Origin of the sequence: Terrabacter tumescens (genome assembly GCF_014646815.1) — a bacterium.
Classification (GTDB): Bacteria; Actinomycetota; Actinomycetes; order Actinomycetales; family Dermatophilaceae; genus Terrabacter; species Terrabacter tumescens.
In genome coordinates this window covers 1-16,758 of record NZ_BMNZ01000005.1, presented here as the reverse complement: position 1 = coordinate 16,758, position 16,758 = coordinate 1, and the positions used below count along the sequence as shown (strand labels likewise).

At 69.7% G+C, this 16,758-nt stretch carries 16 protein-coding genes; 12 read left to right on the top strand and 4 right to left on the bottom strand.

The window, feature by feature from the left end:
- The 4 genes from IEY30_RS13235 to IEY30_RS13220 are packed head-to-tail and all read left to right on the top strand — an operon-like array spanning window position 1 to window position 4,211.
- Window positions 1-1,437, top strand: coding sequence for a branched-chain amino acid ABC transporter permease (locus IEY30_RS13235; protein ID WP_052358617.1), 1,437 nt, complete (start codon window positions 1-3; stop codon window positions 1,435-1,437).
- Window positions 1,437-2,225, top strand: coding sequence for an ABC transporter ATP-binding protein (locus IEY30_RS13230; protein ID WP_030199854.1), 789 nt, complete (start codon window positions 1,437-1,439; stop codon window positions 2,223-2,225). The genes IEY30_RS13235 and IEY30_RS13230 overlap by 1 nt, the downstream gene beginning before the upstream one ends.
- Window positions 2,222-2,986 (top strand): ABC transporter ATP-binding protein, encoded by a 765-nt coding sequence (locus IEY30_RS13225; protein WP_081920532.1) that lies wholly within the window; start codon window positions 2,222-2,224, stop codon window positions 2,984-2,986. The genes IEY30_RS13230 and IEY30_RS13225 overlap by 4 nt, the downstream gene beginning before the upstream one ends.
- Before the next feature lie 28 nt (window positions 2,987-3,014).
- Window positions 3,015-4,211 carry an aminotransferase class V-fold PLP-dependent enzyme gene (locus tag IEY30_RS13220; RefSeq protein ID WP_052358618.1) on the top strand — a complete coding sequence of 399 codons (1,197 nt, stop codon included), beginning with the start codon at window positions 3,015-3,017 and terminating at the stop codon, window positions 4,209-4,211.
- 41 nt (window positions 4,212-4,252) lie between these two features.
- Here the strand turns inward: IEY30_RS13220 and IEY30_RS13215 are convergent, their stop codons facing one another.
- Window positions 4,253-5,209: an AraC family transcriptional regulator gene (locus tag IEY30_RS13215; protein ID WP_052358619.1), complete on the bottom strand. Its 957-nt coding sequence runs from the start codon at window positions 5,207-5,209 to the stop codon at window positions 4,253-4,255.
- Between the two features lie 216 nt (window positions 5,210-5,425).
- Between IEY30_RS13215 and IEY30_RS13210 the strand changes: the two genes are divergently transcribed.
- The 6 genes from IEY30_RS13210 (at window position 5,426) to IEY30_RS13185 (ending at window position 12,246) form a co-directional block, all read left to right on the top strand.
- Complete coding sequence (locus IEY30_RS13210) at window positions 5,426-6,241, top strand: SDR family oxidoreductase (protein WP_030199865.1); 816 nt, start codon at window positions 5,426-5,428, stop codon at window positions 6,239-6,241.
- Between the two features lies 1 nt (window position 6,242).
- Entirely contained in the window at window positions 6,243-7,754 is a 1,512-nt protein-coding gene (locus IEY30_RS13205) for a flavin-containing monooxygenase (protein WP_030199867.1), read from the top strand.
- A complete protein-coding gene (locus tag IEY30_RS13200; protein WP_030199869.1) occupies window positions 7,751-9,355 on the top strand; it encodes a phytoene desaturase family protein in 1,605 nt (534 codons plus the stop codon). Before IEY30_RS13205 ends, IEY30_RS13200 begins: the two co-directional genes overlap by 4 nt.
- Before the next feature lie 170 nt (window positions 9,356-9,525).
- Complete coding sequence (locus IEY30_RS13195) at window positions 9,526-10,092, top strand: flavin reductase family protein (protein WP_052358620.1); 567 nt, start codon at window positions 9,526-9,528, stop codon at window positions 10,090-10,092.
- An 11-nt stretch (window positions 10,093-10,103) separates the two neighbouring features.
- The gene (locus IEY30_RS13190) at window positions 10,104-11,201 is read left to right on the top strand and encodes an LLM class flavin-dependent oxidoreductase (protein WP_030199875.1); all 1,098 of its coding nucleotides are present in this window, start codon (window positions 10,104-10,106) and stop codon (window positions 11,199-11,201) included.
- 61 nt (window positions 11,202-11,262) lie between these two features.
- Window positions 11,263-12,246, top strand: a complete 984-nt coding sequence (locus tag IEY30_RS13185) for a helix-turn-helix domain-containing protein (RefSeq protein WP_052358621.1) — start codon at window positions 11,263-11,265, stop codon at window positions 12,244-12,246.
- A gap of 117 nt (window positions 12,247-12,363) precedes the next feature.
- On the opposite strand, the gene IEY30_RS13180 is transcribed toward IEY30_RS13185, so the two are convergent.
- Together IEY30_RS13180 and IEY30_RS13175 are read right to left on the bottom strand one after the other, a co-directional pair.
- Window positions 12,364-12,774 (bottom strand): RidA family protein, encoded by a 411-nt coding sequence (locus tag IEY30_RS13180; RefSeq protein WP_030199883.1) that lies wholly within the window; start codon window positions 12,772-12,774, stop codon window positions 12,364-12,366.
- A complete protein-coding gene (locus tag IEY30_RS13175) occupies window positions 12,771-13,520 on the bottom strand; it encodes an SDR family NAD(P)-dependent oxidoreductase (protein ID WP_030199885.1) in 750 nt (249 codons plus the stop codon). The genes IEY30_RS13180 and IEY30_RS13175 overlap by 4 nt, the downstream gene beginning before the upstream one ends.
- A gap of 65 nt (window positions 13,521-13,585) precedes the next feature.
- Here IEY30_RS13175 and IEY30_RS13170 point away from each other — a divergent pair, with 65 nt between their 5' ends.
- Both IEY30_RS13170 and IEY30_RS13165 read left to right on the top strand, forming a co-directional pair.
- Window positions 13,586-14,767, top strand: coding sequence for a thiolase family protein (locus tag IEY30_RS13170; RefSeq protein WP_030199887.1), 1,182 nt, complete (start codon window positions 13,586-13,588; stop codon window positions 14,765-14,767).
- A gap of 91 nt (window positions 14,768-14,858) precedes the next feature.
- Window positions 14,859-15,659: an enoyl-CoA hydratase-related protein gene (locus IEY30_RS13165; protein ID WP_229674995.1), complete on the top strand. Its 801-nt coding sequence runs from the start codon at window positions 14,859-14,861 to the stop codon at window positions 15,657-15,659.
- Window positions 15,660-15,717: 58 nt separating this feature from the next.
- On the opposite strand, the gene IEY30_RS13160 is transcribed toward IEY30_RS13165, so the two are convergent.
- Window positions 15,718-16,062, bottom strand: a complete 345-nt coding sequence (locus IEY30_RS13160; RefSeq protein ID WP_052358622.1) for a cupin domain-containing protein — start codon at window positions 16,060-16,062, stop codon at window positions 15,718-15,720.
- Between the last annotated feature and the right edge of the window lie 696 nt (window positions 16,063-16,758).

The following is a 16,758-nucleotide window of genomic DNA, read 5'->3' as shown; positions in this document are numbered from 1 at the left end:
ATGGCTGAGGAGTCGCTGGCGATCGGCACCGACGAGTGGGTGGCCGCCCACGAAGGGCGGACCTCAGGTCAGGTTCAGGGCCCGGTCGCCCGGACGTTCGGCCGGCTGCCCTGGTGGGTGTGGGGCAGCATCGCCGTCCTCGTCGCCGTCGTCCTGCCACTCATCGGGTCCACCTACCTCATGCGGGTCGGAGTCAACCTCGGCCTCTTCCTGATGCTCGCCCTCGGGCTCAACCTCGTCGTGGGGTATGCCGGCCTGCTCGACATCGGTTACGTGGCCTTCTACGGCCTCGGCGCGTACGGCTTCGCGATGCTGGCCTCCGACAAGTTCGGTGTCCATCTCCCGACCGTCGTCGCGGTCCCGGTCGTCGTCGCCGCGGTGTCGATCTTCGGTCTCGTGCTCGGCCTTGCGGCGCGCCGACTGCTCGGTGACTACCTCGCGATCGTCACGCTCTTCTTCGGGCAGATGTTCGTGGAGTTCGCCTTGTCTGGTGACGCGATCACGGTGCCCGGTCGTGCGGAGCAGGTCGACCTCACAGGCGGCACCAACGGCATCACCGACGTCGACCGCTTCTCGTTCCTCGGGGTCGAGTTCAGCTCCGACCGGTGGTACTACTACCTGCTCGTCGTCCTCGTCGTCCTCCTTGCCCTGGCGGTTCGCCGACTCGACGGCTCGCGCATCGGTCGCGCCTGGAAGGCAGTCGGGCAGGACCCGCTTGCGGCCGAGGCGATGACGATGCCGGTCAACCGACTGAAGATCATGGCCTTCGTGGTGGGGGCCGGTATCGCCGGGCTGGCGGGAACGGTCTTCGCCGCGGTCCAGCGTGGCGTGTTCCCGAGCAGCTTCGACCTCCCGCTCCTGATTCTGCTGTATGCGGCGGTCATCCTCGGCGGCAGTGGCAGCCTCAAGGGCGCTCTCATCGGCGCGGCCCTGCTCAGCCTCCTCCCCGAGGCGCTGCGTGAGCCTTCCTACAGCGAGATGGTCTTCGTCCTGCTCCTCGTCGCCGGGCTCGCGCTGGCGGTCCGATCGTGGCGCGACCGCATCATCGTCGTGGTCGCAACGGTGGTGTTCGGTTTCGTGATGAACCTGCTCTTCACGCTGCTGCACGTCCAGGGCGTGCCGGCGAGCGCCTGGACGAGCGGCCCCGTGAGCACGTTGCTGGGGCACTGGCTCTTCGTACCGCAGGACCGGGTGCTCTGGGGCAACCTCGGCTTCGTCGGGCTCGTCGTCCTCCTCGCGGTCCTCACCCTGGTCGGGACGAGAGTCCGGCCGATCCTGCTCCCGGCCATCGTGTGGCTCAGCATCTTCGTGTGGTTCGTGCGTCTGGCGGACGTCCCGAGCATCACCCGCCAGCTGCTCATCGGTGCACTGCTCATCGTGCTGATGATCGTGCGTCCGCAGGGCCTCTTCGGCCGGCGCCAGGTGGAGGTCCTCTGATGACCGTTGCACTGGCTGTCGAGCAGGTGACCAAGCGCTTCGGTGGCCTGGTCTCCATCTCCGACCTCAGCATCGAGGTCTCCCCCCAAGAGATCGTCAGCGTCATCGGGCCGAACGGTGCCGGCAAGACCACGCTCTTCAACATCATCACCGGCGTCTATCGGCCCGACTCGGGACGCATCCTCGTCGAGGGCAACGACGTGACCGGTCTCGCCCCGTCGACGATCGCGACCAAGGGTGTGGCGCGGACCTTCCAGAACGTGCGGCTGTTTCACAACCTCACCGTCATCGACAACGTGATGGCCGCGATGTACGGCCGAACTCATGCCGGTCTCGTCGCCTCCGCGCTCGGCCTCCCTCGGGCCCGGCGGGAGGAGGCCCGTGTGCGGGAAGACGCCAAGGAGCTGCTCTCCTTCTTCGGCTCCAGGCTGATGGGCTACCGGTGGGAACAGCCGGCCTACAGCCTGTCCTACGCCAACCGTCGCCGCCTCGAGATCGCCCGTGCGATGGCCACCGGTGCCACGATCCTGCTGCTCGACGAGCCCGCCGCGGGGATGAACCCCAAGGAGACCCACGAGATCACCGAGGTTGTGGCGCGATTGCGTGGGGAGCGCGGTCACACCATCGTGATCATCGAGCACGACATGCACGTCGTCGAAGGCGTCAGTGACCGCGTCGTCGCGCTCGACCACGGGGTGAAGATCGCCGAAGGAAACTATGCGGCCGTCGCGACCGACCCGCACGTCGTCGAGTCGTACCTCGGTCGCGGCACGGCAGGGACGAAATGAGAGCCCAGCCCGAGCCCGCCGGCGCGGCCCTATCTGACGGGCCCCCGGGCCCGCTCACTCCCCTCCTCCAGCTGTCCGGGATCAACACGTTCTACGGGCCGGTCCACATACTCGAGGACGTCAACCTCGTCGTCGGCAAGGGCGAGCTGGTCTGCCTCCTCGGCGGCAACGCCTGTGGCAAGTCGACGACGCTGAAGACCGCGCTCGGGCTCGTTGCCCCGCGCACCGGCACTGTCACCTTCGACGGGGTCGACGTCACGAGCCGGCCGACGTCAGAACGGGTCAGGCGCGGCATGGCGGTGGTCCCCGAGAACCGCCGGCTCTTCGCGCCCATGACAGTGCTCGAGAACCTCCAGATCGGGGCTTGGGTTCGCGGCGCACCCGATCCTGCCGACCTCGACCGCGTCTTCGAGCTCTTCCCCCTGCTCGAGCAACGCAGCGCGCAGATCGCCGGGACCCTCTCCGGCGGTGAGCAGCAGATGGTCGCGATGGGCAGGGCGCTGATGTCGAGACCATCGCTGATGCTCATGGACGAGCCGTCGATGGGGCTCTCGCCGCGCCTCGTGGAGCAGAGCTTCGAGCTGATCGAGACCCTTCACCGAGACGGCGTGTCGATGCTCATCGTGGAACAGAACGCCAACATGGCGCTGTCCATCGCCGACCGGGGCTACGTGCTGCAGACCGGACGTATCGTCCTGCGCGGATCCGCGCAGGAGCTCTCGAACCACGATGAACTGAGGAGGGCCTACCTTGGCCGCTGAGCGCAGGGACCAGACTGCCACCACGGGAATGTCCGGCACGACCGGACCCACCGGCACGACCGGTGCCGAGCGCACCTCGATCGGGGTGGGCGAGGCGATCCGTCACCGGTTCCCCGTCCTGGCCCACAAGGCCTACCTCAACGCCTGCTCGCAGGGTGCCCTGTCCGACGCGGTGAGACAGTCGTATGCCGTCTATCTGGACGGCATGGATGACGAGGGCTCGCTCTGGGAGTACTGGGTGAGCAGACAGGAGGACGTGCGTCAGCTGCTGGCCACACTCATCGGCGCGCCAGCCGACGCCTGCGCCATCACGACGTCGGAATCGGCGGGGATCTCGGCGCTGGCGAGTGGTCTCGACTTCGCCGACGGCCGCGACACGATAGTCACCACCGAGCTCGAGTTCCCGACCGTGGGCCAGATCTGGCACGCCCAGGAACGCCGGGGGGCGCGCGTCGTCCACCTCCCGACCAGTTCCGACCTCACTCTTGATCTGGCAACTGTCGAGGCAGCCCTCGACGAACGCACTGCGATCCTCTCCGTGACGGAGGTCTGCTACCGCAACGGCGCCCGTGTCGATGTCCGCCCGCTCATCGAGCTGGCGCACGCACGCGGGATCCTCGTGCACGTCGATGTCTACCAGTCCTTCGGGGGGATGCCCTTCGACCTGGCGCAGACGCCCGCCGACATCGTGACCGGCGGCTTCCTCAAGTACCTTCTCGGCTCACCGGGCGTGGCCTTCCTCTATGCCAATCCCGAGACGACCGGGCACATCATCCCGGTGCAGACCGGGTGGATGGCAGCTCGGGACATCTGGTCGATGGACATCCACGACTACGACCCCGCCAAGGATGCGCGCCGCTTCGAGTCGGGCACCCCGCCGGTGCCCAGCCTCTTCGCGGCGGCGGCGGGCTTGCGCCTGATGTCGGACATCGGCCTCGTCGAGACCCGAGACCACGTCGAGGTACTTCTCTCGCGGCTCCGGGCCGGGGTCGAGGAGATGGGTGGCACGGTGATGACGCCGGAAGCGAGCCATGGCCCGATGCTCGCCGTCGCCGTCACGGACGAGCACGCCGCGGTCGAGGTCCTCAAGTCCGAGGACATCGTCGTCAGCTCGAGGGACTCCAACGTGCGGATCGCCCCGCACTGCTACAACACGGAGGAGGACATCGACGCCTTCCTGGCGGGTCTGCAACGGCACCGCGACCTGTTGCGCACACCCGGGTAGAGCCAGGCCTGACCGGGTCAGGGAGCCCGAGCTCGCTTGTGTCAGCAGCGGTGCAACGTCGTGGAGGGGCTCTCGCCGAAGCGGGCCCGGTAGTCCCCGGCGAACCGGCCCAGGTGACTCAGCCCCAGGCTGAGCGCGACGTCGGTCACGGTCGTGACCTCGGGGGCCGACTCGATGAGACGAGCCCGGGCCGCCCGCAGCCGGCGCTCCCGGATGTACGCCAGCGGCGGCACCCCGAGCTCCCGGCTGAAGGCGTCCTGCAGCACCCGCGTGCACACCCCCACCTCGGCCGCGACCGCGGAGACCGTGAGCGGCTCGCCAAGCCGCCCGTCGATGACGTCAAGGGCGCGCCGCAGCGTCCGTGCCGACGCCCCGCGCCGCAGCAGCTCCCGGCTGTGGCTGTGACCCTGCGACTCGAGCAGCTGCGTCGCGATGGAGAGCCCCAGCGCATCGGCGTGCTCGACGAGACCGCTGCCCTGCGCGTCCTCGAGCTCGGCACGCAGGCACTCGACCGTGCTGAGCCAGCTGCGCGCGCGAGGGGTCGTCAGCGGCATACCGACGTCGAAGGTCAGCGGACCGGAGGCGGCTACGCCCGTCAGCGACTCGAGCGCGTGCTCGACGAGCGAGCGCGTCAGATAGACGATCGTCTGCGGGTTGCCGACGAACCACGTCATCGACGTCGGCTCGTGCGGCGAGAGCACCGAGGCGCGGGTCCGGTCCGAGCGGACCTCCTGACCGGCGTGGGCCACCCTGGCGGCGCCGGCGCGCGGGATCTGCACGAGGTAGAAGTCGCCCAGCGGCTCCGGCGATATCTCGACCACGCCGCCGTAGTCGAGGTGGATGATGCCGACCTGGTCGGCCCGCGCCGCCCGGAGTCGGACGTCGACGGCGCCCCGCGGCTCGAGCCCGTGCGGGCAGAAGACGGCCGCCACGCGCTCGCGGGCGGCGTCGACGTCCTGCGTCGTCACCGAGTCGCGCTCGATCTGCGCCGTTGCCATGACCGCCCTGCCGCCCCTCGCGTCCCGTAGAGCCAGCCCCCGGGGCGAACGCTACCCGCTGGGATCGCGCGTCGGGGGCGGTCGCCAGCAATCCGGCATACCATCCTCGCGATTCGGATAGCCGGAGGACCCTCGAGGTTCCTAGCGTCGGTCCATCGACTGCGATGAGGCAGTGGACGGACGACCGGCGCAGGTCCGGCAACGAAGGAGTCACGCATGAGCGGTTCACTGGACAGGCGGGTGGCCATCGTCACCGGCGGGGCCACTCTCGTGGGGCACGGGGTCGTCAGGGCCCTGCATGAGCAGGGCGCGACGGTCGTCGTGGCCGACATCGACACGGACGGTGCGCAGCACATCGCCTACGAGCTCGGTGAGCGCGTGCACGTCGCGTCGGTGGACATCACCGACGACTCCGCGCTCGAGCGGCTCGTCGCCGACACGACCTCGCAGCACGGCGGCCTCGACATCGTCGTCAACCTCGCCTGCACCTACCTCGACGACGGCGCCGACACCGACCGTGCCGGGTGGCTCCAGGCCTTCGACGTCAACGTGGCGAGCGCCGTCATGATGACGCGAGCGAGCCGGACCGCCCTCTCGACCAGCGGCCACGGCGCCGTCGTCAACTTCACCTCCATCTCGAGCAAGGTGGCGCAGACCGGTCGCTGGGTCTACCCGGCGTGCAAGGCGGCCCTCGTGCAGCTCACCCGCTCCATGGCGATGGACCTCGCCGCCGACGGCATCCGCGTCAACTCCGTGAGCCCCGGCTGGACCTGGTCGAAGATCATGGACACCCTCAGCGAGGGCAACCGCGAGCGCACCGACGCCGTGGCGGCGCCCTTCCACCTCACCGGTCGCGTGGGCGACCCCCTCGAGGTGGGCCGGGTCGTGGCCTTCCTCGTCTCCGACGACGCGTCGGTCGTCACCGGCGCGGACTGGGCGGCCGACGGCGGCTACTCGGCCATGGGCCCCGAGCAGGCGGTCCCCGCCATCCCACAGCTCATGCCCGACACCCAGCAGGAAGGCGGCGAGTGACATGAGGATCGCGATCATCGGAGCCGGTTTCGCCGGGCTGGCCGCAGGCAAGGTGCTGACGCAGTTCGGGCACGACGTGACGATCTACGAGAAGGCGCCCGACGTCGGCGGCGTGTGGAGCCGCACCCGCCGCTACCCGGGCCTGTCGACCCAGAACGACAAGGGCACCTACCACCTGTCCGACCTGCCGATGCCCAAGAGCTACCCCGAGTGGCCCAGCGGCGAGCAGGTGCAGCAGTACCTCGAGTCGTATGCCGCCACGTTCCGTCTGCAGGACAAGCTGCGCCTGGGCACGGAGGTCGTCGCAGCCGATCTCGACGAGTCGGGCGAGGAGCCGCGCTGGACGGTGCGGTCCAAGGACGGGGCCGGCGTCGAGCACACCGACGAGGTGGACTACGTCGTCGTCGCCAACGGCATCTTCTCCCAGCCCAACATCCCGGCCTACGAGGGAGCCTCGGAGTTCGCCGCGGCCGGCGGGCGGCTGTGCGCGCCCAGCGACGTCCACGACCTCACGGAGGTCGCCGGCAAGGACGTGCTCGTCGTCGGCTACGGCAAGTCCTCCTGCGACATCGCGGCGGCCATCTCGGGGTCGGCCAGGAGCACGATGGTCGTCGCGCGTCAGCTCATCTGGAAGATGCCGAAGAAGATCCAGGGCGTGCTCAACTTCAAGTACCTCATGCTGACCCGGATGGGCGAGGCGCTCTTCGAGTACCAGCGGCTCGAGGGCATGGAGAAGTTCATGCACGGCAAGGGCAAGGGCGTGCGCAACGGCATGCTCGGCTCGCTCCAGTCGGTCGCGACGAAGCAGCTCAAGCTGGAGAAGAACGGGCTCGTGCCGGCGGGCGACTTCGAGCGGATCGCCCGCAGCACGGTGAGCCTGACCACCGACGGCTTCTTCGAGAAGGTCGACGCGGGTCAGCTGAAGGTCATGCGTGACGCCCAGATCGAGCGGCTCGGCGTCGAGGACGGACGCACTGTCGCGCACCTGTCCAACGGGGCGACGGTGCCGGTGGACGTCGTCATCGCCGGCACGGGCTGGCAGCAGGGCGTGCCGTTCCTGTCCAAGGACGTGCAGGACCGGATCACCGATGAGCGCGGCAACTTCGAGCTCTACCGCTTCATCCTTCCCCACGAGGTGCCGGGACTCGCCTTCTGCGGCTACAACTCCTCCTTCTTCTCGCCGCTGTCGGCGGAGGTGGCGGCCCTCTGGATCGCCAACCACCTGATGGGGGAGAGCCACCTGCCGCCGGTCGAGGAGCGGCGCCGTCAGGTCGCCGAGCGGCTGCGGTGGATGGAGCAGCGCACCGAGGGTCACCATGCGCGCGGCACCAACCTGATCCCCTTCTCGATGCACAACGTCGACGAGGTGCTCGAGGAGATCGGCATCACCATGCCGGCGTCGGTGCGCCGCCGTGAGTGGCTGATGCCGGTGCGCCCGTCGGACTACCGCCAGATCACGACGAAGCTGCTGGAGCGGCGTGACCGGCGCCAGCGTGAGAAGGTCGGCAGGTGACCTACGACGTCGTCGTCATCGGCTCGGGGATCAACGGTCTCGTCGCCGCGGCCGAGCTGTCCGGGGCCGGCATGTCGGTCTGCCTGGTCGAGCGCAACGACCGCCTCGGCGGCTTCATGGCGTCCGACGAGCTGACCCGGCTGGGCTACGTCCACGACACGTACTCGTCGTGGCATCCGTTGTTCGTCACGGGCGGGGCGTATGCCGCCCTGGGTGACGATCTCGCGCGTCACGGTCTCGCCTACGCCAACACGGACGGCGCGGTCACGGCGTCGGTGGGCCGCGACGGTCGCCACGTCGTCGCCCACCGGGACCCCGAGGTGACGGCGGCCGCCTTTGCCGTTGAGAGCGACCGGGCGGCCTACTCGGAGATGCTGGGGCGCATCGGCGCCGACATCGACGTCATCGGCAGCCTGCTCGGGACCGAGCTGCGCGCACTACCGGCGCTCAGGCCGCTCGCCACGCTGGCCCGGCGCGGGCGGCAGGCGCGGCTCGAGGCCTGGGCGCGCGACACCGCTGCCAGCGGCCGGCGCTGGACGGCGCGGCACTTCGAGGGCCGGGAGGTCGACCACCTCTGGGCGCCGTGGCTGCTGCACGCCGGGCTCGCGCCCGACAACGCCAGCGGGGGCCTGATGATCCCGCTCCTGGCCGCCACCATGCACGGCGCCGGCCTGCCGGTCGTCGTCGGTGGCCAGGGCAACTTCGTCGGCGCCTTCGAGGCACTGCTGCGCGAGCGCGGGGTCGACATCCGACTCGGCACTCCCGTGGATCGCATCGTCCTGACCGGCGGCCGCGCCAGCGGGGTCGTCGCCGGTGGCGAGACCATCCGGGCATCGAGGGCCGTCGTGGCATCGGTGACCCCTACTGCGCTCTACGACGACCTGCTCCCCGACGCCCCGGTCCAGGCGCGGACGGAGGCGCGGCAGTACCGCTACGGGCGCGCCGCGATGCAGGTGCACGTGGCCCTGTCGAGACCGCTCCAGTGGAGCGAGAGCGCGCTGGACGGCATCCCGCTGGTGCACCTGTCCGACGGGTCGGCGTCGACGGGCATCGCGTGTGCGCAGGCGGAGGCAGGCCTGCTACCCGCGCGACCGACCGTCGTGGTCGGGCAGCAGCAGCTGCTCGACCCCACGCGCTGCCCCGACGGTGCGGGGATGCTGTGGCTGCAGCTGCAGGAGGTGCCCTTCGCGCCCACCGGTGACTCGCGGGGTGAGCTCGGCACGGGCGCCGGGTGGACGCCCGAGCTGACGCGGGGCTACGTCGACCGGGTGCTCGACCTCGTCGAGGAGCAGGCGCCCGGGACCAGGGCGAACGTGCTCGAGTGGAAGGCGCTGACGCCCGTCGACCTGACCCGCGCCAACGTCAACTGCGTCGACGGCGACCCCTATTGCGGGTCCGCCGAGCTCGACCAGAACCTCGTGTGGCGCCCGGGTCCGACGACGTCGCGGCACCGGACCGCCGTGCCCGGCGTGTGGCACATCGGTGCGGCGACCCACCCGGGGCCCGGTCTCGGGGGTGGCTCGGGACACCTCGTCGCGCAGTCGCTCATCGGGGTGGGGGAGGGGCGCCTCGCCTCGCTCCGCCAGCGGCTCGCTCGCTGACCCCGCCGCGGGTGCGCTGGTCCCGCGTCGAAGGTGCACTTTGCCCCGGTCGAGAGCTCGACCTCCGCCCCGAAGGACCTTGCTGACGCGATCCGGATACTGCCTGACGCATTCTGGCTAGTCGCGCTTCCCTGACGACCGTCACAGTTGTGACTCAAGGAGGTGCGATCGTGAACCACAAGGACCCGCAGACGCTGCGTCGGCTGCTCTCGCGCTGGACCACCGGCGTCGCCGTGATCACCACGGTCGGACGCGACGGGCTGCCGCTCGGCAAAGCCGTCAACAGCTTCCATTCCGTCTCTCTTGACCCGCCGCTCGTCGGCTGGTGCGTCGACGTGCGGTCCACCCGCTACGACGAGTGGGTCGAGGCCCCCGGTTATGTCGTGCACGTCGTCAGCGAGGGCCAGGCGGACCTCGTCAAGCGCTTCGCCCGCAGTGGAGGCGACAAGTTCGACGGGCTCGACTGGGAGCCGGGACCGTTCGGCATGCCGCTGATCAGCGAGGCATCCGTGCGGCTCGAGTGCCAGATGTGGAAGCAGGTCGAGGCCGGCGACCACACCTACCTCATCGCCGAGGTCATCGAGGTCGAGGACGGACCAGTGTCTGCACTGCTCTTCCACGCCGGGCAGCCCCGCACCCTGGCCGAGCTCGCCGAGCTGCACTCCACGGCCCAGGCCGTCACGACGCTGCCCCGCCCCAGCGCCGCACCCCCCACCCCCTTGTTGAAAGCACTGTGAGAGGCACCCCCATGAGCATTCCCATCCTTGACACCACGGACTTCCGACTCGGGCTGTTCTCCTCGAACTGCTCCGGCGGACTCGCCGTCACGACGATCCCGGAGCGCTGGAGCGCCTCGTGGGAGGACAACCTGCGGCTCGGCAGGCTCGCCGACGAGGTCGGCATCGACTTCATGCTCCCGATCGCCCGGTGGATCGGCTACGGCGGCGCGACGAACTTCCACGAGGGCGTCCTCGAGCCGATCCCGTGGGCGGCCGGGCTGCTGTCGAACACCCAGCGGCTCAACGTCTTCACGACGATCCACACGGCTTTCAACCACCCCGTCGTCACCGCGAAGCAGCTGGCCACCATCGACCAGATGGCGCCGGGCCGCATCGGCCTCAACGTCGTCGCGGGCTGGAACGAGCCGGAGTACCGGGCCATGGGCGTGGACCTCCCGCAGGACCACGACTCCCGCTATGCCCTCGCCCAGGAGTGGATCGACGTCGTCAGCACGCTCTGGGCCCCCGGGGAGCGCACCGACCTGCCCGGCCGCTTCTGGAACCTCCAGGGCGTGGAGTCCGTGCCGAAGCCGGCCGCTGGGCGCCTGCCGATCCTCAACGCGGGGTCGAGCACGCAAGGACGCGAGTATGCCGCCCGGAACGCCGATTTCGTCTTCACCATCGTCGCGGGTCCCGAGGACGGCGCTCAGGTCGTCGACACCGTGAAGGCAGATGCCGCCGCCAAGGGCCGCACGACCGGTGTCCTCACGCCCTCGCACGTCGTCTGTCGCCCGACGGCGAAGGAGGCGGAGGAGTACCTGCACTACTACGCCGACGAGAACGCCGACTGGGACGCGGTCGACAACCTGATGCGGCTCCAGGGGCTGCACGCGCAGTCCTTCACGCCGGAGATGCTCGAGATGTTCCGGTCGCGCTTCGCCGCCGGACACGGCACGTGCCCACTCATCGGCTCGCCCGACGACGTCGCCGACGAGATCGAGCGCTACGCCAAGGCGGGCTTCGGCGGCATGACGCTGGCCTTCGTCGACTACGTCGGCGAGCTCGAGTACTTCGCCCAGGAGGTCATGCCCCGGCTCGAGGCCAAGGGACTGCGCGCACCGAGGTGAGCCCTGTCGCACGTTGCCGGAAGCCCTGTTCGCCAGAAGCGGTCGTGACTATCGTCAGATCATGACGGTCGTCACGCACGCGGATGCAGAGGCGCCGTTGGCCGGCCCCCTTGCCCGCGCGAGTGCGTCGCCGACGGAGCTGCGCGATGCGATGCGCTCGATGTCGGTCCAGCACGAGGTCGAGCCGCTCACCGGACTGCTCGACGGGCTCGCGACCGGGGCTCGCCTGGGCGACGTACACCTCGCGTTCGTCCGCTACGGCGCACCGGCGCGAGTCGTGGCCGCACCGACGGGGTCGCTGGTCTGCTGGACCGTGCCGCTCGGACCGATGGGCGTCAGCATCGGCGGCCAGCCGCCGTCCGTGCGAACGGAGGGCTTCCTCCTGGCCCCGGACGACTTCACGACGATGCTGCCCTCCCCGGAGCGTGGCGCCGTCGTGATCACGGCGAGCACCGACAGCCTGACCCGGCACCTCAGGGCACTCTCCGGTGGGGTGGAGGTGCCCCGGGTGACGGTCGGCAGCGGGCCGGCCCGGCCGGAGGCGCGAGGCCTCATCGACTCGGCTTGGCGGCACGCGGCCCGGACGTTGCGTGCCGCACCGGCGGCCTGGGACCGGCAGGCAGACCTGCTCGAGGAGGTGTTGCTGACCTCGTTGCTGCTCGAGCTACCGACGGACGCGGCTCACCACCTCGAGGGCCAAGCCCGGCGGTCCCCGGCAGCCGTGCACGCAGACCGTGCGGTCCAGTGGCTGCAGGAGCAGCTCACCGAGCCCGTGACGATGGCGCGGTGGGCCGCGGGGGTGGGCCTGTCGGTGCGCCACCTGCAGAAGGTCTTCCACGAGGTGCACGGTTGCAGCCCCGGCGACTACGTCGTGCAGGCGCGACTGGACCTGGCGCACCACCTGCTCCTCACGTCGTCGACCGACCGCACCGTGACGAGCATCGCGACCGAGGTCGGCTTCACCCACATGGGCCGCTTCGCGGCGCTCTACCGACGACGCTACGGTGTTGCCCCCTCGGATGCCCGGCTCCGACGCATGGGGTGACGGTCGGGCCGCTCACGACACTCGCAAGCGCGACCTGGGTCAGCGGCATACGCCTCATCCTCGCCGAGTGCACGGACGCCCGGCGTGCTGGACCGATCTGGCGAGAGGAAGTCGCCATCAGTCGGCGATGACGGCGTGCCCCTGCACCTCGACGAGCGCCTCCTTGTCCCAGAGCCGGGAGACGCCGATCCCCGCCATCGCCGGGTAGCTCGCGCCGACGAGCCGCTTCCAGACCCGGCCGATCTCGCGTGCGTTGGCCTTGTAGTCGTCCATGTCGACGATGTAGATCGTGAGGCTGGCGAGGTGCTCGGGGCCGCCTCCGGCCGCGCGAAGCGCCGCGAGCAACGAGGTCAGCGCCGTCTCGAACTGCTCGACGACGGTCTCGCCGACGATGATGCCCTCGGGATTGAGGGCGGTTTGGCCCGCGAGGAAGACCTGCCGACCGACCCCGCTCACTGCGTGACTGAACCCGCTCGGCCTGCCGAGCTCCGGCGGGTTGACGTAGTCGAGGTGCGAATGGGTGGTCATGAAGGGACGGCTCCTCCGTCGACGTTGATGCCTTGGCCGGTGATGGCCCCGTTGGTCACGCACAGCAGCACCGCGTCGGCAACCTCGTCGCGCGTGATGAGCCGCCCGATCGGCTGCTTGGACGCCAGGGCGCTGCGAGCCTCCTGCTCGGAGCGCCCGGTCTTCTCGACGATGCCGCGCACCGTCGCGTCGGTCATCGGGGTGTCGACGTAGCCAGGGCAGACCGCGTTGACCGTCACGCCCTTGGTCGCCACCTCGGCAGCGGCGGACCGCACCAGGCCGAGCACGCCGTGCTTGCTCGCTGTGTAGGCGCTGATGTAGGGCTCGCCGATCTTCGCGGCCACCGACGCGATGACGACGACCCTCCCGTGGCGCCGCTCGACCATCGCGGGCAGCGCCCGCCGGAGGCAGCGGAAGGGGGCGGTCAGGTTGAGGTCGAGCATCCGCTGCCATTCCTCGTCGGTGGTCCGCACGACGGAGGCCGACACTCCCGCGCCGGCGTTGGCGACGAGGACCGAGACCGCGCCCCAGGCGGCCTCGATGTCGGCGTAGAGCTGGTCGACGAAGGCGGGGTCGGTGATGTCGCCAGGGAGCACGAGCGTCTCGCCGGGACACTCTGCCGCAGTCCCCGCCAAGTCCTCCACGCTGCGAGCCGTCAATGCGACGCGGTAACCCGCCGCGCTGAGGCGGGATGCGACACTGCGTCCGATGCCACGGCCGGCTCCCGTGACGAGCGCCACAGGCATAGTTTGGGTGTCAGCCACGGCTTGACCTTGCCATCTTTCCGTTACGACCGTCAAGATTGCGATATATGAACGAGCTACGTGAAGCAGTCCTGATCGATGCCGTGCGCACCGTCTTCGGCAAGAACCGCGGCGGACTCTCCGGCATCCGCACCGACGACCTCGCGGCGCTGCCCCTGCGCGAGCTCGTCTCCCGTCACCCCGGCCTCGAAGCCGCCCGGATCGAGGACGTCTACTACGGCAACACCAATGGCGCCGGCGAGGAGAACCGCAACGTCGCCCGCATGGCCGGCCTGCTTGCAGGCCTGCCGGTGACCGTCCCCGGCGTGACCCTCAACCGGCTGTGCGCCTCGGGCGGCGAGGCGCTCATCCAGGCCGGTCGCGCCGTCGCCACCGGAGACGCCGACCTCGTCGTCGCCGGAGGGGTCGAGGGGATGAGCCGCGCCCCCTACGTGCTGCAGAAGCCGGACGAGGCGCTGCCGCGCCAGATGGCGCTGCAGCAGACGACGGTGGGCTGGCGCATGGTCAACCCGCAGTTCCCCGACGACTGGACCCGCTCGCTCGGGGAGTGTGCCCAGGGCGTCGCCGAGGAGAAAGGTATCGGCCGCGGCGAGCAGGACGAGTGGGCTGCACGCTCCCACGAGCTCGTGGCCGCGGCCTATGATGCCGGCAAGCACGACGGCTTCGTGCTTCCTGTCGGCGACGTCACGCGCGACGAGAGCCTCCGGCCCGAGAGCACCGTCGAGTCGCTCGGCCGCCTCAAGCCGGCCTTCACCCGGGACGGCAGCGTCACCGCCGCCAACGCGTCACCGATCAACGACGGCGCGCTCGCCGCCTTCGTCGGCACCCGTGAGGTCGCCGCCGAGCTGGGCGCCGAACCGCTCGGCACCATCGTCGGCTCTGCCACGGTGGCCGTGTCGCCGGAGCGTTTCGCCGTTGCCCCCGTCCCCGCGATCGCCAAGCTGCTCGCACGAGCCGGGCTGTCCCATAAGGACATCGACCTGTGGGAGATCAACGAGGCCTTCGCCGCGATGGTGCTGAGCACGCTGTCGGAGCTGCCCGACGTCGACCGCGACCGGGTCAACGTCAACGGCGGAGCGATCGCCATCGGACACCCGCTCGGCGCCTCCGCACCGCGCGTCGTCGTCGACCTCTGCCGCGAGCTCAAGCGCCGCGGCGGCGGCATCGGCGTCGCCGCCGCGTGCATCGGGGTCGGCCTCGGCCAAGCGGTCTTGATGCGTGTGGACTGAGCCACGAACAGACCATGACGTATGCCGCCGAGCGGGCTGAGCGGCATACGCCCTCCTCACGCTCAGCCCGCTAAAGCAGAAGGAGAGTCACGTGATCAAGCCCGAAGAGTTCACCGACATCACCTACGCAGTCGAGGAGGATGCCTTCGCGATCATCACGATCAACCGCCCCGACCGGTTCAACAGCTTCCGGGGGCGGACGGTCGACGAGCTGATCGCGGCCTTCAAGACCGCCTGGGCCGACAAGCGGGTCGCCGCCGTCATCCTCACCGGGGCTGGTGAGAAAGCCTTCTGCGCGGGAGGTGACGTCAAGGAGCGCGCTGAGACCGGGCACTACGGGGAGACCGAGTCCGGGCTCTTCGAGATCCAGGCGCTACATCAGCTGATCCGGGACCTGCCCAAGCCGGTCATCGCGGCGGTCAACGGGGTCGCGGTCGGTGGCGGTCACGTGCTGCACGTGCTCTGCGATCTGTCGATCGCCTCGTCCACCGCCCGCTTCGGACAGGCCGGCCCGCGGGTGGGCTCGTTCGACGCTGGCTACGGATCCGCCTACCTGGCAAGGGTGGTCGGCGAGAAGCGAGCGCGGCAGATCTGGTTCCTGCTCGACCTCTACGACGCGGAGACGGCCGAGCGCTGGGGTCTGGTCAACGACGTCGTGCCCCCCGACCAGCTGCTCGACAAAGCCCGAGAGTACGCCCGCAAGATCGCATCCTACTCACCGACCGCGATCCGCTTCCTCAAGCACTCCTTCAACGCCGACACGGACCACCTCGCCGGGCTCGGTAACGTGGCCTTCGCGGGGCTGGATCTCTTCGTGCACTCCGACGAGGGGATGGAGGGCGCCAAGGCCTTTGCCGAGAAGCGCCCGCCGGACTTCTCGCCCTACCGCTGACGCCGGGTCGCGGCAGGAGCGACCCGACCGGCGACCGGCAGCCTCGGATCGGCTCCGCCTACGAGCTCCCGCTCCAGGGCGCCGGTGAGAGGATCCAGAGCATCTCGGCGACCTGCGTCTCGCTCGCGTTCTCCCACGTGTGGGGCCCCCCACCGGGGAAGGTGCGGGCGTCTCCCACGGTCAGGCGCTGCCGGCGGTCGGCCAGGACGATGTCGGTGCTTCCCTTGAGGATGTAGAGGACCTCCACCTCGCAGTTGATGGTGTGGAGCTCCTTCCCGCCTGACGCCTGGGGCTGCGCCGTGGTGTGCACCAGCTGCAGGCGCGCCTGCCCGCGGGGTGTCATGATGCGCTCGGTGACGCCGACGCCGCCGAGGTTGATCGCCGGAGCAGTCTCACGGCGCACGAGGGCCGCCTCGGGCTCGCTACGAGGGAGCCGACCTCGAGGCTCATGACGTCGCACAACGTGATGAGCGAGGCGACACTCGGCGACGTGGCTTCGCTGCACTGCCCAGACCCGCCTATGGAAGCGACGGGATCATCCCGAACGGGTCGGCGCCCAGGACCACGTGGTGCCTGTCAAGGGAGCCGCATCCGCGGCCGCGCGAGACAGGGGCGTGGCGGATCTTTCGACGGGGCACGACCATGGTCTACACGTCTAGTCTCGACAGTGTTGCTTCGCTGACCAGTCGAACGGGGCAGACCCTCGGTAGGGCTCACAACGCAGCCTTGCCGAGCCTGAACAAGGTGGGCCTCATCGACAAGATTGTCATGACGGCAACAGACTTCTGGTCGGTGAGCGACCAGATCAAAGCGAACCATGCTGCCTGGTCCTAGTAGTCAGTGTGCAGTTCAGTCTCGGGTACTGGGAGATTGAGGACTTCGGCGGCTGATCGGCCGCACCAATCGTTCGCGGCAAGTCCGGTCAACGTCTCAGCTAATGAGCGTGCGTTGCTCAGCGCGTCTTCTCGTGGCGTCGGGCGGTGCTGGTTCCGTTGCTGGCCCAGCTCGCGTGGACCTGCAGGGTGTCCCGTCCCGGGTCTGATGGAGGCTCTCATTCCACGGAAGGATGAGAGTCATGGCAGCACCGAGAAAGTACCCG

Excerpts from the sequence above, each read along its gene's own strand:
- IEY30_RS13235 (WP_052358617.1), top strand. The coding sequence starts at position 1 with ATGGCTGAGGAGTCGCTGGCGATCGGCACCGACGAGTGGGTGGCCGCC.
- IEY30_RS13230 (WP_030199854.1), top strand. The coding sequence starts at position 1,437 with ATGACCGTTGCACTGGCTGTCGAGCAGGTGACCAAGCGCTTCGGTGGC.
- IEY30_RS13225 (WP_081920532.1), top strand. The coding sequence starts at position 2,222 with ATGAGAGCCCAGCCCGAGCCCGCCGGCGCGGCCCTATCTGACGGGCCC.
- IEY30_RS13220 (WP_052358618.1), top strand. The coding sequence starts at position 3,015 with ATGTCCGGCACGACCGGACCCACCGGCACGACCGGTGCCGAGCGCACC.
- IEY30_RS13215 (WP_052358619.1), bottom strand. The coding sequence starts at position 5,209 with ATGGCAACGGCGCAGATCGAGCGCGACTCGGTGACGACGCAGGACGTC.
- IEY30_RS13210 (WP_030199865.1), top strand. The coding sequence starts at position 5,426 with ATGAGCGGTTCACTGGACAGGCGGGTGGCCATCGTCACCGGCGGGGCC.
- IEY30_RS13205 (WP_030199867.1), top strand. The coding sequence starts at position 6,243 with ATGAGGATCGCGATCATCGGAGCCGGTTTCGCCGGGCTGGCCGCAGGC.
- IEY30_RS13190 (WP_030199875.1), top strand. The coding sequence starts at position 10,104 with ATGAGCATTCCCATCCTTGACACCACGGACTTCCGACTCGGGCTGTTC.
- IEY30_RS13185 (WP_052358621.1), top strand. The coding sequence starts at position 11,263 with ATGACGGTCGTCACGCACGCGGATGCAGAGGCGCCGTTGGCCGGCCCC.
- IEY30_RS13180 (WP_030199883.1), bottom strand. The coding sequence starts at position 12,774 with ATGACCACCCATTCGCACCTCGACTACGTCAACCCGCCGGAGCTCGGC.
- IEY30_RS13175 (WP_030199885.1), bottom strand. The coding sequence starts at position 13,520 with ATGCCTGTGGCGCTCGTCACGGGAGCCGGCCGTGGCATCGGACGCAGT.
- IEY30_RS13170 (WP_030199887.1), top strand. The coding sequence starts at position 13,586 with ATGAACGAGCTACGTGAAGCAGTCCTGATCGATGCCGTGCGCACCGTC.